Origin of the sequence: Paenibacillus rigui, assembly GCF_002234615.1 — a bacterium.
GTDB classification, from domain to species: Bacteria; Bacillota; Bacilli; order Paenibacillales; family NBRC-103111; genus Paenibacillus_S; species Paenibacillus_S rigui.
This window is the reverse complement of the sequence record NZ_NMQW01000047.1, coordinates 1-16,336: the sequence shown is the minus strand read 5'-3', so window position 1 is coordinate 16,336 and position 16,336 is coordinate 1. Positions and strand designations below refer to the sequence as shown.

Annotated in this window: 12 protein-coding genes; 1 reads left to right on the top strand and 11 read right to left on the bottom strand. The window is 51.8% G+C overall.

What is annotated here, in order from left to right; genetic code table 11:
• Positions 1–46: 46 nt before the first annotated feature.
• The 3 genes from CF651_RS25685 to CF651_RS25675 all read right to left on the bottom strand — a co-directional run bounded on the left by CF651_RS25685 (position 47) and on the right by CF651_RS25675 (position 5,070).
• Complete coding sequence (locus tag CF651_RS25685; protein ID WP_094017731.1) at positions 47–1,876, bottom strand: cache domain-containing sensor histidine kinase; 1,830 nt, start codon at positions 1,874–1,876, stop codon at positions 47–49.
• A gap of 16 nt (positions 1,877–1,892) precedes the next feature.
• Positions 1,893–3,518 carry a response regulator gene (locus tag CF651_RS25680; protein WP_094017730.1) on the bottom strand — a complete coding sequence of 542 codons (1,626 nt, stop codon included), beginning with the start codon at positions 3,516–3,518 and terminating at the stop codon, positions 1,893–1,895.
• A gap of 142 nt (positions 3,519–3,660) precedes the next feature.
• Positions 3,661–5,070 carry an FAD-dependent oxidoreductase gene (locus CF651_RS25675; protein ID WP_245856159.1) on the bottom strand — a complete coding sequence of 470 codons (1,410 nt, stop codon included), beginning with the start codon at positions 5,068–5,070 and terminating at the stop codon, positions 3,661–3,663.
• A 167-nt stretch (positions 5,071–5,237) separates the two neighbouring features.
• On the opposite strand from CF651_RS25675, the gene CF651_RS25670 reads away from it, so the two are divergent.
• Positions 5,238–6,290: a LacI family DNA-binding transcriptional regulator gene (locus CF651_RS25670; protein WP_094017729.1), complete on the top strand. Its 1,053-nt coding sequence runs from the start codon at positions 5,238–5,240 to the stop codon at positions 6,288–6,290.
• An 81-nt stretch (positions 6,291–6,371) separates the two neighbouring features.
• Here the strand turns inward: CF651_RS25670 and CF651_RS25665 are convergent, their stop codons facing one another.
• From CF651_RS25665 to CF651_RS25630, 8 genes are all read right to left on the bottom strand, one after another.
• The gene (locus tag CF651_RS25665; RefSeq protein WP_094017728.1) at positions 6,372–6,740 is read right to left on the bottom strand and encodes a hypothetical protein; all 369 of its coding nucleotides are present in this window, start codon (positions 6,738–6,740) and stop codon (positions 6,372–6,374) included.
• Between the two features lie 14 nt (positions 6,741–6,754).
• Positions 6,755–8,314 (bottom strand): sensor histidine kinase, encoded by a 1,560-nt coding sequence (locus CF651_RS25660; protein ID WP_245856158.1) that lies wholly within the window; start codon positions 8,312–8,314, stop codon positions 6,755–6,757.
• Positions 8,307–8,999 (bottom strand): response regulator transcription factor, encoded by a 693-nt coding sequence (locus CF651_RS25655; protein WP_094017727.1) that lies wholly within the window; start codon positions 8,997–8,999, stop codon positions 8,307–8,309. The genes CF651_RS25660 and CF651_RS25655 overlap by 8 nt, the downstream gene beginning before the upstream one ends.
• A 330-nt stretch (positions 9,000–9,329) precedes the next feature.
• Entirely contained in the window at positions 9,330–10,724 is a 1,395-nt protein-coding gene (locus CF651_RS25650; protein WP_094017726.1) for an amino acid permease, read from the bottom strand.
• A gap of 190 nt (positions 10,725–10,914) precedes the next feature.
• Complete coding sequence (locus CF651_RS25645; protein WP_094017725.1) at positions 10,915–11,511, bottom strand: TetR/AcrR family transcriptional regulator; 597 nt, start codon at positions 11,509–11,511, stop codon at positions 10,915–10,917.
• Positions 11,512–11,577: 66 nt separating this feature from the next.
• Entirely contained in the window at positions 11,578–13,065 is a 1,488-nt protein-coding gene (locus CF651_RS25640) for an FAD-dependent oxidoreductase (RefSeq protein ID WP_245856157.1), read from the bottom strand.
• Positions 13,066–13,285: 220 nt separating this feature from the next.
• Entirely contained in the window at positions 13,286–14,404 is a 1,119-nt protein-coding gene (locus CF651_RS25635; protein WP_094017724.1) for an oligogalacturonate lyase family protein, read from the bottom strand.
• 42 nt (positions 14,405–14,446) lie between these two features.
• Positions 14,447–16,204, bottom strand: coding sequence for a hypothetical protein (locus tag CF651_RS25630; protein ID WP_094017723.1), 1,758 nt, complete (start codon positions 16,202–16,204; stop codon positions 14,447–14,449).
• Positions 16,205–16,336: the final 132 nt, after the last annotated feature.

The window sequence follows — 16,336 nt, the reverse complement described above, 5'->3', positions numbered from 1 at the left end:
TGCGAAAAAGGCCGCGCTTCCTCTATCGAAGCACGGCCATTCCTTACTATTCGTTTATGGCTGAAGGCCTTGCTTTCAGCAAAATCCGCACCGTCGTGCCTTCTCCAGCTACAGAGTCGATGGTGAGTCCATAGCCGTCTCCGGCAAACAAGCGGATTCTTTCATGGACGTTGTACAGTCCATAAGAGCTTCCCGAACCGTCCGTGCGCGATTGCGGCCGAGGCTCCGTCAGCAGCTTCGCTGCCTGCTCCTCCGTCATGCCGATGCCATTGTCGCTCACAGAAAGCAGCAGCTCCTCCTCTGTCCGGGTCGCTTCGATCCGGATGCTGCCGTTCTGTTTCGGCGACTTACGGATGCCGTGCAGCAGCGCATTTTCTACGATTGGCTGAAGTGTCAGCTTGGGAATCATCAAGCCCATGACCTCGGGATCCGCTTCGATCGTCAGATCAAAGCGATGCGGGAACCGGTTCTGCTGGATTTCCAAATACACCTTGGCCAGGTTCAACTCGTCCTCGACACTGACCGTATCTCGGCCCTTGTTCAGACTGAGCCTGAAATACTTCGCCAGGGCATCGATCATTTGGCTTATATCCGTTGCGCCGTGTCCGACCGCAATCCAATTGATCGTATCCAGTGTATTGTACAGAAAATGCGGGTTGATTTGCGCCTGGAGCGCCCGAAGCTGCGCCTCTCTCTCCTGCACCTTCGACGTATACGTTTCTTCCATCAAGTCCTTCACCTTATGGATCATGTGGTCGACGCTTCGCTCCAGCACATTCAGATTGCCCGCGACCTTCCCCTGCGGCTCATCCAGGTGCTCCAGGCCTTCCTTGTGAATCGCCCGGATCACAAGCTGTACCCTGCGGTTCAAGCTCCGAATGACAAATGCGAGCAGAACGAACACAAGCAGCAGGAACAATACCGATACCCCCAGTAAAAAAGCCGCTCCAGAGAATCGGTTCAGCGTCACCGCTTGACGTGCGATTTCGCCGGCAGGCACCTCTGCAACCAGCTTCCAGCCCGTGTAGCGAATGGTCGTATACACGGCGTACTTGTTCTCATGGCCGAGTACCGCTTTCTCAATCCCTTCCTGTGCGCCGGCCATTCTTGACACCATTTCCCCGCTCAAAGCAGGCTGTCCGATTCGCGTCTTATCCGGGTGCCAGATGACCGTCCCGTCTTTATCCGTCAAATACACGGTTTGATGCTTGGACAGCTCCACCTGATGCAGAAGATTACTGACCACATGCTCCGCCATATCGATGACCAATACACCGATGAACCGGTCATACACTCTTGGATCCCGCAGCATCCGGGCGATGGAAAACACATACGTATCATCTTTATCGATATAATGCTCCTCATAAGCCCCCGTCCAGACGATCGATCCTCCGGCTTCGAGGACCCGTGAATACCATGGTCGGCTTTTCAGCGTTTCAAGAGGAAAGAAATTAATTTTCTCCCCCGCATAGAGCTTCGTGTCGTCCACGAATAGCCGAACCCGGAACACATTTTCATTGTTCTCGGCCGCGCCAAGCAGCAGTCTTAAATTTTTGGTCACGTCTATGGGGTACGCCTCATCCGATTCCGCCAAGTAGCTGTACAGATTCGGGTTCATAAAAAGCGTGTTGGACGTATCCTTCACACGATCCAATTGATACTGCACGTTAATGCCCGTCTGCTTCATCGTCTGCAGCATGGAACGGGTGACTTCCTGCTCAAGAATAGCGGTGGTCTTCTGGTAATAGGAGTACAGAAGGAACCCGGCCGGCAGCAATATAAACAGCGCATACGCCAAAAGCCAATACCTTGCATCAACAAGCCCGCGCAGCATGGACGGCGTTTGAGCAAACCACTTCGAGACATGCCGTTTCATCCGAACCGTTCCCCTCTTATGTCATTTGATCCCTGTAGCCGCTGGGTGTCCACCCGGTATATTTCTTGAAAATTTTGCTGAAATGGCTCGGATCGGCATAGCCTACCGCTTCGCTTACCTCATAAAATTTTACGCGAGGATCCCGGAGCATTTCTTTGGCCCGTTCGATCCTCACCTTCGTTAAATACTCATACACGGTTTCGCCGGTCTCCTGCTTGAACAGCAGGCTCACATACGTCGAGCTCAAATAGACGCTCTCCGCGACGTCGCTAACCGTTAAATTTTCCGCATACCTCTGCTCCATCACCGCCCGGATTCTTTCAATGACATGCCTCGATTTGCCGCTGCGCTTGTCTTGAACCCGATTGCATACCTCCAGAAGATGTGCCTCCAGGAGGGTCCTAACGTCACGGATCGTTTCCTGCTTATTAATTCGGCTCCACAAATCCGTTCCCTTTCTTTCCAGCTCGGCATCATGAATATTGAACTCCAGCATAAGCCGGTTTGCCAGAAGAATCAGCTCGAGCGAAAATATTTTACCGTAATGAATGCCGTCTTTACGGTTTCGCGCAACCCTTGCAAACCACACCTCCAGCTCCTGAAATAACGGCCCCTGCTCCCCTGCCTTTAACGCGGACAGAAACCGCTCATGCTGCGAGGAGTCGAAGCGGTACGGGCTTTCTTCGTCCGTCTCCAAACTGTCCATCGTAATGATCCGGTTTTTGCCCAGATACCATTTCTGATCAGCGGCCTCCCGCGCTCTCGTATAGGAAAGAGGAAGTGCCGCGAGCTTCGAGATCCGTTCTCCGACACCAATGGTCACGCTAATTTTCAACCACTGGGCCAAATTTTCCCGGATATCCCCGGCGAGCATGACCAACGGGTCTTCCAAGTCCAAGCCTTCTCGCTCTTCCCCGCCGTACAATATACAGACGTATTCGCCGCTTCGGTTCTCGAATGCATATCCGTTCATGTACCGCTCGACAAGCTCCTGACACACGTTCAGCACGGCGTAAGCCAAGAGCTGCTTATCCCGTTCGGAGCGTCCGTCCACCACATCTGCGTTGTCGTCAATCTGAACGATAATGACCCAGTACGGAGCTTCTTCCGGAAGCTGAAGGCCAAGGAAATCCAGCCGATCCTGGATCCGATGCGGTTGTTGAATCCCGTCACGGATGAGTGACATCAGAAATTTTTCCCTGAGCAAGGGCATGCTTTGGGTCAGCTTCTCCTGCATATCGGCAATGAGCCGCCGTTCCTTGCGTTCCTCCTCCAGCTCGCCCATCACCCGTTCCACGACTTTGTGCAGCTCCTGCATATTCACAGGCTTAAATATATAATCAACGGCGTTCACCTGCAGAGCGGATTTCATGTAATCTACATCGTCGTGACCGCTCACAAATACAATTTTGGTCTGGGGATAGCTGCTCCGTATTTGCGACGCCATCTGAATCCCGTCCATATGCAGCATGCGCACGTCGGTCAGCACGATATCCGGCCGGGTTCTCTCCGCCAAAGCAAGTCCTGTCAGCCCGTCATCCGCTTCATCTATGACTTCAATACCGAAATCGCTCCACTGAAAATAATTCCGAAGGCCGTATCGGACCGTCGGCTCATCGTCCACAATGATTAATTTATACATATCCATCGGCCCCCCTGTCGAGATAGCGAAAACAGCCCTCAAAGGTGTGAACCTCCAAGGGCTGTGCCTATGCTTCCATTATAGGCTATTACGTTACCTGTACATAGGGGGAATCCTACGATTTCTGGTCAAATCCCATGATTTATTCGCTCTCTTCTTCGTACTCAATATGCCCTGCGGGAACCGGTTGCACTTGTCCGGCTTGGCCCGGTCTCTCTCCCAGCCATGCCCCCTGCTCGATCAACCTGCTCTGCAGCTCCGGAATCGATACGTCGCGGAAACCGCCGCCTGTCTCCCTGAGCATAGCCGCTGCCGTGCCTGCCGCCTGCCCCATCGCAAAGCAATTGGGCATGACCCGCAGCGAACCCTGCACCGGGCGATCGGAGGAAACGGAACGGCCGGCTACAATCAGGTTGGACTTGCCCTGCGGCAGCATGCAGCGGTAAGGTACGCCATGAGATTGGCCTTTCGGCAAATGCTTGATTGTCATCGTACTGCCGGCATTGGCCAAATGGATGTCGATAAAATAGGCGTTTCTCGCGATATCGTCCTCAAAGGTGCGCATGGACAAGAAATCATCCACAACAAGTGTATAATCGCCTGCAATACGCCGTGTCTCCCGAATACCGATTTGATCGCCGGAATGAACGAGATGCACCTGCTCAAACCCCGGTACATACTTACGTAAGAAACGGATCTGCGTGTCGATCAGCTTGCGTCCCTCTATCGCAGCGAGCGTCAAATCCTCGGCCTTGGAGCCGTCCACGCCAAAGATATGTCCAAAGTTAAAGCCGGCCACCGTATCCGAAATCCATGCGATACCGGATACCCGCTTGCGCCCTTCCGGCAGATCGCCATTTTGCTGCGCTTCGACGATCGTTTTCTCAAGCTGCTTGCCCTGGCCGCTGGTTCGGGTAAATTCATCAAATCGCTGCTTGTCGGCACCGGAGACAATATAGCACATCGTGCCCGGCTGAAGCTCCCCGTCTTCACCGCCGACCTGGAAGGGCACACCCGCAAGCGCTGCCAGATCGGCGTCGCCCGTTGCATCGATATACAGCTTCGCCTGCACGACGGATCGCCCCGTTTTGTTGCTGATCACCAGACCGGTAATCCGTTCACCGTCCAGCAGCACCTGATCTGCGAAGGTGTGGAACAATACCTTCGCTCCGCTTTCCACTACCGCATCGTCATAAACCCGCTTCAGCGTCTCCACATCGATAGGCACCCAATCCAGCTGCTCTTCATACCGCTGATGAAAGACCTCGCCTGCCTCGCGCTTCATCCGCTCAAGCAGCTCCAGCCCTATGCCGCGAATGACCGGTTTCTCTCCGTCGGTATAGGGGCAAAACGCCGGTACCAGTGCTGCCGTACCCATGCCTCCCATATAGCCGCGCTGTTCAATCAACAACGTGTTTGCACCATTGCGCGCTGCGGCGATGGCGGCTGCAATTCCCGTCGGACCGCCTCCGACAATAACTACATCGGGTGTAGATGAAACCGGAAGCTGCTGGGAAGGGATTGAAATCATCGTCTTGTCACTCGTTGCCATCAGAAAATCCTCCTTAACCCTAATCGGGTGAAATCCTTATCTACCTCTCATTATAGTTTCACGATGTCAGGGAACTAGTTTCATTTTAGTTTAACTAAAAATAAGATCGTGGTACGATAAGGACATCTTTGTATCCCCCATCCTATCCTTCGCAGGGAGGGCACACGATGCCGGTCCGCAAACAAATAACATTAAGAACGATAGCCAGCGAGCTGGGTCTCACGGTCCAAACGGTATCGAAAGCACTTAAGGGAAAGCCGGGCATGTCCGAGGCAACCCGCCAGCTCATCGTACAAACCGCCGAGCAATTAGGCTATTATACCAAGGACCAAATACGCAGTCTTCGTCTGCAAAATATCGCCCCTTATCCTGTCGAGCGGCAGCGCTTTCTTCTTGTGCAGACCGAGGAATCGGTCAGCTATAACCGACTGCTGCTGGAAGGTCTGCATCACCGATTCGCTTCCTTCGGCCATCACATTGAGACGATGCTGCTGCCCAAAAATATCAGTGAGAAGGCGATGCAGCCTTGGCTCGAGGATAGTGAAGTGCAATATGCAGACGGACTGTTTATCGCTCCAAGCATTGTACCGAAGGCATGGGAAGCCTACCTCTTCCAGCTGCCGATGCCGCGCATTCTTCTCAGCTTCCCTCCGCCGGGAGTTCGGATCGATAGTGTCATCTGGGATGTCTACGAGGCGGCCTATCAATCGGTTGCCTATCTCATCAGCATTGGGCACAGCCGCATCCTCTATGTCGGAGACATTCATGTCCAGCGCGGCTTCTCGTTGAGATGGCAGGCCTTCCGTCAAGCAATGAGCGATTTCGGGCTGGAGGTCGATCCCGCCCTGCATTCTATTGAGCCGCGCAGGACCCATCCGAAATGGCTTGATGAGCTTCGAGATAAGATTGAGGTTGGTAAGCCCACCGCCCTTCTGTGTGGGATTGACGGGGAAGTGCCTCTGGTATTCCGGTACTGCCAGAAGCTGAAGCTTCGAGTTCCTGAGGATTTGTCCCTCATTGGATTTCTCAATGAGCAGGACAGCAATAGCCCACTGCCTGCCTTCACCCGGCCGCTGCTGCCGATCCGGGAGACCGGCTACCGGGCAGCCGACCGCATGCTGTGGCGTATCGCCAATCCGACGCTGCCCTTTGAGCATATTCGGATCCAATGCGATTTTCGGATTGGCGAGACAACGCGCCCGGTAAAGGAGCCTTTTTAGCATGAGAAAAGACGCCTTCTTCAACCGCAGAATCTGGCGGATATAGAGGCGTCTTTATGTAAGTATCGAAGGATGGAAAAGCTAATTTTTAACTAAGGTGATCGTCTCTTTTTTACCGTTCCATTCCATAATCAGCAGCATGCATTCTTCTTCAGCATAAGGTGTTTCCAACGTCGAGGCTCCGCTTATTTTCAACCGGTTCGAGGTTGGTTGAGTCTTTCCGCTGTTGTGAAAATTTTTGCTGCCGGTAAACATGTAATTAACCTGCTGCAGCTGCTCCTTGTCATCCCCGATATACCGGATGTTATACGACTTTTCATTTGCAGACGGATTGATCGAAGAAGCGGCACTCCAATGCTCGCTTTTACCGCTGAATTGTACCGGACTCGAGCAACCCGTCAGTCCTGCAAAGCATACGAAAAATAGGAATCCCATCACCTGTTTTTTCATACCCTGCCCCCCAGCTACGCCAGCTTTAATTTGACATAGAAATGAATTTGACCGCTATCCTGCTCCGCCCAAATGGAGCCTTCATGCGATTCGACGATGCTTTTGGCGATCGCCAAGCCTAATCCGGACCCGCCGTTATCGGAGGAGCGCGAAGCATCTACCCGATAGAAGCGATCAAACAACTGCTGCAGGTCTTCATCCGAGAGCGCTTCAGACCTATTGCTGATTTTGACAATGACAAAGCGCTGATCATGAGACACATTCACCTGAATCTCGCCCGGCTTCAAGCTGTACTTGAGCGCATTGGTCAGCAAATTCTCAAACACGCGAATCATTTTGTCGACATCGATTCTGACAAGAAGCTTTTCTTTAGGAATATGGCGGTGGAGGGTAAGCTGCTGCTCCTCCCCCAGTGTCACAAACTCCTCCAGCAGCTGGTCCAGCAGCTCGTTGAGTGCAACCCCTTCCTTATACATCGGTACATCCCGATTAGACAGCTTCGTATACTCGAATAAATCATCGATGAGCGACTGCAGCTTCTCCGCCTTGCTGTAAGCGATATTGACATAACCGGCCGCCTGCTCCGGCGTTTCATAGCCTTTATCATGCAACAGCCGCAAATAACCCATGATCAGCGTCAGCGGTGTCCGCAAATCATGTGAGATGTTGGTGATCAGCTCGCTTTTCAACCGTTCGTAGCGCCGTTCTTCCTCAATTCTGCGCTGCAAATCCTCTACCATCAGGTTCATATCTCTAGCGAGTGAACCCAGCTCATCCGGACTACGTTCGATAGCCCGGTAATCCAGGTTCCCTGTCGCGATGATCCGCAGGCCCCCGGCAAGCTCTTCCACATACCGCATTTTTCTCTGGGTAAGAAAGTAAAACAAGAAAATAAACGCGGCGACGGCACTGAGCATGGACATCGGACTTTCGCCTTTCCGGTAGGTGATATGCGGCTCCGGGATGCCGGAGACGATCAGGTATGACTTTTGACCCTTAAAATTAATTGGATAAAAGCTCGAAAATTCTTTTCTCGCATAAGTATCATCGGTCCGTGCATTCATCGCGTTGCCGATGACATGGTAAATTTCAACATTCGTCTCCGCTGCATTGGCACTCCGATAAATCACCTTCCCTTCGAGATCGGTGACCAGCACCTTGAACTTATCGTACGTAGCGATTCGTTTCACATGCTCTTCGAATTCGCGCATACGGTCCTGTACGTCCACATTCACTTCAGGTTCTTCCTGGAACCAGGGAGGATTTAGCTCATTTACAAGACTGCGGGCTTGATTGTCGATATGTTCAATGCCGGAGGTGTAATCAATGTTAGCCTCCCGACGAATTTCACCGAATACTTGTGCACTAATGGCATAGGTGAATGAAGAGGCCAGCAAGCATATCCCGATGGTCAGCATCAGCTGCAGCCGAATGCTGCGCTCCACGTGGCTCATGGCCATAAGATACAGCCTTCTAAGAAATACAATCACCCTGCGCAGCAGGTTGAACGGAAACCAGGTAAATGGAAACCGGTTCAGTCTCGAGGACGGATCCAATTCATAACGATTAATCAACTTTATAGCCAACCCCCCACACAGTCTTTATAAATTTCGGTTTACGCGGATTTATTTCGATTTTTTCCCGGATTTTGCGGATATGTACCATAACGGTATTATCGGAATCAAAATAAGCCTCCTGCCATACGGCTTCATAAATTTTCTCAATGTTCCACACCATCCCCCGGTTCCGTGCCAAAAGCTCAAGAATCGCGAACTCCCTGGGCGTCAGCTTGATTTCTTTGCCTTCCAGCTTAACCTCGTGAGTCTGTGTATTGATGGTGAGCTCATCCACCTCAATTTCATGGTCCTTGCGAACATGAGGGACATTCAGCCGGGTGTAACGGCGCAGCTGGGATTTGATGCGGGCGATCAGCTCCAGCGGATTAAACGGTTTGCTCATATAATCGTCAGCTCCCGAGCTTAAGCCCCAGATCTTATCCATATCTTGACTCTTGGCGGAGAGCATAATGATCGGCATGTTTTTTTGCTCCCGAATTTGGAGACAAGCCTGGATTCCATCCATCTTAGGCATCATGACATCGAGAACGATCAAATCGATCTCTTCCTTCTGAAGCACCTGCAGCGCTTCCGCCCCATCTGATGCTCTAAGCAGTTTATAGCCTTCATTCTTCAAATAAATCTCAAGCATATCTATAATTTCTTTCTCATCATCCACAAGGAGTATGGTAGGTTGAGCCATCGATAGTTCCCCTTCTGCTAGTTATTGCCGTCAGCCAACGGCTACATTCGCTTCGCGTGCCTTCACGTATCTCCCACAAGCGTACCAAGTCATCTTAAGAAATACAACGTTTGATGTAGACGAACCATGCTACCGCAAGCATGAGACCGCTGCAGCTTTCCACATAGGCGCCACTCCTTCCCTTGTTTTGAGTTTGCTGGAGTATGGAACCTAGTATAGCCGCCGAATCTTAATAGTTTGTGTGGACAATTCTTAAAAGTTTCTTAATACCCATAGAAACAGCAAAAAAGCCTGATTGCTCAGACTTTGTTCCCAAAGCTCCGCTTATGTTTAGCGCAGCGGGTCCTTGTTTTTTCGTTTGTGGAGCTGACTAGAGGCATGTCTGGGCTTGAATAAAATCATCTTTTCCTGCGGCCGCTTGGGGGATCGTTGATTCCACTTGGGCCGCATAGCTAAGGTGACAAGTCCGATCCCTCCCATAAACAGCAGACTGATCCAAAACCCCGGCCGGCTTGTGGCATGAAAGCACGTTCCCGTTACGGCAGCTGCGATAAGCCCCATCCCCAGGTAGCACGAGACGGAACCCCAGACAGACCGCTGCAGCAGCTTTCGGGAAGTGACAAGAATAAACAGCCAATTGTACAGCAGCATGATTCCGGCCGCGGTTGTCACATATTCGTAGAGGGCTTCGGGCAGAAGTAAGGCCATAAGAACGGAGACGGCCATCCCTGTCGTCGTCAGTCCTATGGCGGCATACGGAACCCGCTTCTTCCCTTTCGACTTTTTCGCCAAAAACGTCGGTGCATCATGATCCTCAGCCAATGTGACCAAAATCGTGGTGACCGCAAAAAGCGAGGCAATCATCGTCGAGAACCCCGCAACAATCAGGATGGCGTTAAAAATATGCGGCACCCACGGCAGCTGATATTGATTCAATGTGACTTGAAAAGGACTCTCCTTAACCTGAAGAGCGGCTAACGGAACTAAGGTTAATGCCAGCACCAGGGACGCAATATAAATCGTTGTCAGTGAGAGAATCATAACCTTCCCCGCCCTCGGCGCTTCCTCTGGCCGTTTTAACCGCGTTGCCAGCAAACCCATAATTTCAATCCCGCCGAACGCGTAAAAGGCATAGATCAGCGAAGACCACGAACCCATCATCCCGCCGGGCCATAAAATATCCGCTGTGAAAGGAGCGTGTGGTTGATCATAAGCCCCTCCTGCCCTTGGGATCCAGCCGAACAGGGCCGCCATCGCCAGAATAACAAACATGAGGATCGCGGAAACCTTCATCACCGCAAACAGATGCTCCAGCCGTTCAAAGCCTTTCGTCCCGGCCAGCATCACTGCCAAGGCGAGTACAGCATATCCGGTGGCCAACAGCCACATCGGCGCCGCTGGGAACCATTGCCGGGTAAAAAGGGATAAGGCCGTTAATTGGCTGCCCATAATCATCATTTCGGAGCTCCAGTACATCCAGCCGCTGCTGAAGCCGGCCCAACGGCCGAAAGCCTTTTTAGCGTAAGCGCGAAAAGAACCCTGCTGCGGGTCATCCGCCGTCATTGCGGATAAAGCATCAAAGACAACGTAGGTTCCAATGGCCGCAACAATAAACAGAAAGACAACCGAACCTCCGCCGATCTGGATCGCTATGGCCGATCCAAGGAAATAACCTGTGCCAATCGTACAGGCAACACCAAGCAGAGACAACTGCCACCATTTCATTCCAGCACCCCTAACCTCACGAGGACATGTGAAGATCAGGGTTAGTATGCGTTAGATAATTCCATTTCATACCATTCACTACAAATCAATACTGCCTCCCGTAGAAGTCAGGGCCGTGACTTAGTCCCGGTGCTGCGAGCCGATCCCCCTCTCAGGTTGGCTGCACATCGTCGCCTTGGCGAGCCGCTATCTAACGGCCTGTCAGCATTCGCAGCAGGAATTCCGCCTCAGGAATTTGAAAGCCCTCGTCATCTTGTACATTAAGTACCATAAGACCCGAGAGTACCGACAAATAAGAGGAAATAAGCATGGCCGGGTCTCCCGATACAATCTCTCCCTTGTCCTGCGCCTCCAGAAATAAGGGAAGCAGCCGTTCCACAAACGATTTCATCGAATATTGCTGAACCAGCGCTTTGGCCTTATCGGGAACACCGTCTGCCGTGCGCGCCTGATGGATAAGCATGAAAAAAGGCGCGCCCTCCTCATCCAGTATGATTTCCGTAAGCTTACGGATCCGTTCGATCGGCGTACCCGGCATGAGATTTGCTTTTTTCATCTCATCGTCCGCTTCTATCATAGCTCCCTCGACAAGCGTAATGAACAGCTCATCCTTGGACTTGAAGTAATGGTAAAGCAACCCGTGACTGATGCCGGCTTCTGCTGCGATCATATTCATTTTGGTTCCTATAATGCCTCGCCGTGCAAAGACATTCAGGGCTGCCTTCATAATCTGCTCCTTGCGTTCATCGCGAATTTGGTGCAATTGTTCATCGTTTAAAGGCGCCAATGCTATTCGAACTCCTTTGCTGTATAGGGACGTCGCCTATGAGTATATCACTTCTGGTTACATCTTTTAAACCGCCTCGCAGGCAAAAGAAGGTAAAAGCTGCGGCAATATTTCACGAAGCGGTTGATCGAACAGCTGCAGCAGCTCCTGAAGGATTTGCTTGCCCTCCTCCGTTGAAGAAAGAACAGCTTCAACCATTACTGGGTTCCATATTTCCCGAGGCGATACGGATAAGGTATTGACGGCCCAGTACAGCCCGAACAGCTTGGGATCCGCAAGCGTTCCCTGCTTAAGCAAAAGGGCCATATATTTCCTAGCCAAAGCCACGCCCTGCAAAGGCTCGGTTCCCTCATATTCGACGTCTTCCCACTGCAAATCGTTGGCGCAATTCAACCACCAGGCGGGTTCAATGACTGTCTGGATTTGGTGCAGCACTTGACGTTCGAAATCAGCCGCCGGCTCGTTTCGCTGCTCTTTCAGGCACGATTCCAATGCTTCCGCCTCCAGCGCAGCCACGGTCATCCCTTGACCGAAGATCGGATCAAAGATGCAGTAAGCATCTCCCAGTACCAGCAGTCCCTTCGGCCATTTTGACATTTGTTCATAGTGATGGCGGTATAACGCTTCGACACGGTAGCCTCGGGGAGAAGTAATCGGTTCAAGCTGCTGCAATATTTCTGCGATAATCGGAGTTGGAAGCCGCTCGACGCATCGCTCGAATGCTTCGGCATCGGTCGGAGGATACTGTCCGCCGGGGCGGTACAGCACCATCTCGGCAACATGATTTTCTATAAAGGAGAATACTCCTGTATACGTTCCATTCGCCGGTTGACCCGCAATATTAATGACATCCCATTCTTCACAAAGATGATGCAGGTGCTTGGGCACTTGATACCGGCGGGTGCTGTACCCGATCGATACCTTTAACAAATCCGGTGTGGGAACCGCATAACCTAACTGCTCCAGCCATGCAGCCAGCTTGGATTGGCGGCCGCTGGTATCGACCACCAAATCTGCTGCCATGCGGATATCCATCCCCCCTTGAGCTCTGTTCCTGATCTTGACTCCTGTGACGGCAGATGAATCTGGTGCTGCAGCCAGTTCAATCACATCATGATTCGTCAGAAAATGAACCTGCGGCAGCTCCTGCACGCGCCGACGCAGCACCCACTCCAGCGCAGCGCGGCTGAACTTGATATCGTTGCGCGGATATTTCCCTACTACGCTTCCATATTGATTCATGTTGTGCACGGTCTTTTGAAATGAAGAGGGTGCGCCTAGTGCCAACAAATCCTGTTCATAGCCTGGAAACAGCCGTTCCGTGATCATTTTCCCCCGGTTCGTAAACCGGTGCGGGTGGAATCCATGCGGGGTTCCCGTCCGGTTCACCGGCTGGTCGGGGAGCACATCCTTTTCTACAATAAGAATCTCGCGATAGAATGCAGAAAGCACCTTGGCTGTCATCAATCCGGCCACACTTCCGCCAATAATAATTGCCTTTCCTCCGAGCAATGCTTCGTTCGTGTTATCTATTCCTCCAGCTTGAAATGACATGATCCATCGTCTCCCCATTTATCGATTGATCCATTCAGTCAATTTTGAACCAAAAAAATATTCCGGTTAATGGAACGGGATTTTTTGATTGACTAATTCGATCAATACTAAAATAACCTTTTTCCCACTTCCTGTCAACCGGAAAAATGGTGAGCTTTTCCTCATGAAAAAAGCCCCCTCTACCCGGATTCGGGCGCGAAGGAGCGGAATGCAGCTTCTGTTATGACGGTAAGTTCACCCGATAAATGCATGGCGAGCCTTCCCAATCGGAAGTAAAGACAATAAATGTGCCGTCAGGTGAGAAAGCCGGATGCGGATGGGCATCCTGGGTATTTCCGTAGCTTTTCCAGGAGGTTCCATGGGAGCACAGCCGCTCCTCCTTTCGCTTCTCCACATCGACGAGATAAATAAAAGGTTCATCCTTCGACTGCCCGTCTCCGACAATCAGCGTATGCCTCGCATTCGAAATAAAATGACAATACTTTGAGCACTCCATCCATACCTCTTCTTCCAACGAAGCCGGATCGATGAATCGGATGCTCTCCCGCTTCCCCTGTTCATGGTCACGGTAAACGAAGGCAAAGCGCGATCCGTCCGCTAACCAATACTCGTGCGTGATCAGCTCCTGACGGGTCTGAGGTCTCGCACATCTCAGGTTGGAGCCATCCGATTGAATAAGCCATAATCTCGCGTCGATCCGATTCCATGGACCCTCATGGCAGAACAATATGGTTGAAGAATCATTGGGACGAAGCTGCGGATGACCTAGCCAGCAATTGAGCTCCTCATGAACGATATGACTTGTCTTCTGCCTGATATCCACATACACGATTCTGCAATGAGGCTTGGTTGCCCACTGCGGCTCGAAGGTAGACCAATCTCCCTGGCTTGGTATAACATCCCTTTCATTCATCTCGGTCAGCACCAGGTACCGGTCATCCGAGCTCAAAGCGGGATTGGCATTCGATTTCCAGCCAGATGGAGTTTCATACAAGCATTCCTCCCTAAGTGACTCCAAATCCAATCGGACAACCTGCTGTTCCCTGCAAAAGATAACGTATCGGTCATCGCTAGTGAGCGAGCAGCTGAAATCATGAATACCCGCCCCTTCCGTTAGCTGCAGTGCAGAACCGTTGTTCAGGTTCATTTGATATAGATTTCGCTGGCCGTCCCTGTCACTCGCATAGATCAAATACCGGTTGTCATTCGTTACCATCTTGTAATAAAAATAAGGATGGTGGTTAACGTGACCCGGCTCCGTAAGCCGGATGACCTCTTGCCCGGTATAGGCATCGGAATATCGGTGAAACCGGTTGCCAACCTTTTCTCCCTTAGCCATCTTCCTGCTCCTTTCCGTCACCGTTCCGCGATCTTCTATATGCTATTGAAGCATTTCTTGTTTGGTTGCCGGCTTTAACGGTAAGCCTAAATCCAGCTCGGTCCCGGAGAGAGTCCTGTAGCGGGCATACACCTGTTCCGCCGCCTTATCCGCGTTCGCTGTTTCGGCATCGTCCTGTGCCTGGACAACCCTTGCGGATGCCTCCAATGACTCTGCCTTTCCTGTGCTCCCGTCGTATAAGCGAAATGCCAATACCATAAGAGCCCGCTGCATACTACGGAAGTCAAACGGCTTCTTCTCTCCCGAATACACGATATAATCTATGCAGCTCTTATCTGCATCCCTGCTAATCTCCCATCTCGGTGTCTCTCCATCAAAGGCTGCGAACAATACCTCGGTCTGCATGGTTATACCATCGGGCAACCGGACCTGAACCGATTTCTTCCCGTGCTGCGCCAACAGATCAGCCTCCACGCCTTCGCTTCGTCCCCCGATCTCAAACCTCAGCCTTAAATCTTCAGCCTCGATTGAACCGTTAATCGGATCCAGTCCAATATGCGTATCTCCCCCGTCCGTACAAAAGCCGATTCCGAACAGCACATCCGTCCGTTCCTGCCTGCTTGTATAAACGGCAGATGAATAATCGTATCCGTCATGCAAAAACCGCAAATGAATGTAGCTGAAGCCGTCCCCATTCGGCACATACGCAATCAGGTTGCGCCGCTGGTTCCACATGACGTCCCGGCTGAACGTACCTAGACTTACCTGCCCGTTTTTGAAGGTAGTTGCGATATTGATCGCCACCCCTTCCGGACTACGCTGCACAACTTGAGAATGTTCTGCCACCTGAGCATGGTGAAAGGAAGCGATGTAAGCCTCCGGACAGCTTATGCTGTTCCCGTACCAGTCCAGGCTGTACACAAGCTTCGACTCCGACTGAAGCTGGAGTGTATCACCCACCGCCATCTGCAAAAAGGAGCGTACCGACTCGGTCATCACCGTGCTGTAGCTGCGGCTGTGCGGACCCGACCATTGGCCGGTCGGGAAGTGATAATGTTCGGCGACCATACGCCATGCCACATCGAGCATATCGGCACTCCACAGCTTGGCATCCGGAAGCCGGGTCGATGTATGGATGCTCGACAGCTCCTGAATCGCAACGATCGTATAGGTCGGGCTGTTATATTCCTGAAAGGTTCCCAAATCATGCGTGTATTCCCGAAACCTCCGCAGCCGCTCCAGCCCGTAATGAACGTACCTGTCAATCCCATAGACTTCTCCGGCAACAAGTGTAACGAAGGCGCCCATAATGGCGATATTCGTATACCCTGGCCCAACATTACGCTTCATGATCGCATCGCACGCGCAAAATACCGCATGACGCAGCTTCTCCCTTAGGTCCGCCGGCAAAAGAGAACCGTGTCTTTGCTCCGTCAAGACAAGCCGTTTTCCGCAAAAATCCGCCCAGTTCCAATCCGGCGGCGCCATTTGGGCCAGAGGCTCCTCCTGGAACCAGGACCAGATGCCGAAGGTGGCATTCGCCGGATTCTGATCCTGCAGGCTGATCACTTGCTCCAGGATGTCCGACGCCCGCGGGACATAAGCTTCAACCCCGCTGTCAAGCAGAGCCAACGCGTACATGACGGCAGCCAACGTCGGATGCGTATGCGTCGTATGCTTCAATGTCGTATGATAGCCTGGCGAGCTGAACGGTCTCCGAACCATGCGGAGCTCAGGATTGTAGTCCTGATGCCATGCCTCCAGCTCTCGCAGCAGCAACCTCTTTGGATCCAATACCATGACCTCAACAGCTCCTTAACCAAACTAATTATTTATATAATTGAATCAATTTCATAAATTGAATGCCTTGAGCAGCTTGAGTTTTTAAGACATGAAAAAAGGAGTACCTCCCCAAATCTCGAAGTGTTTAGA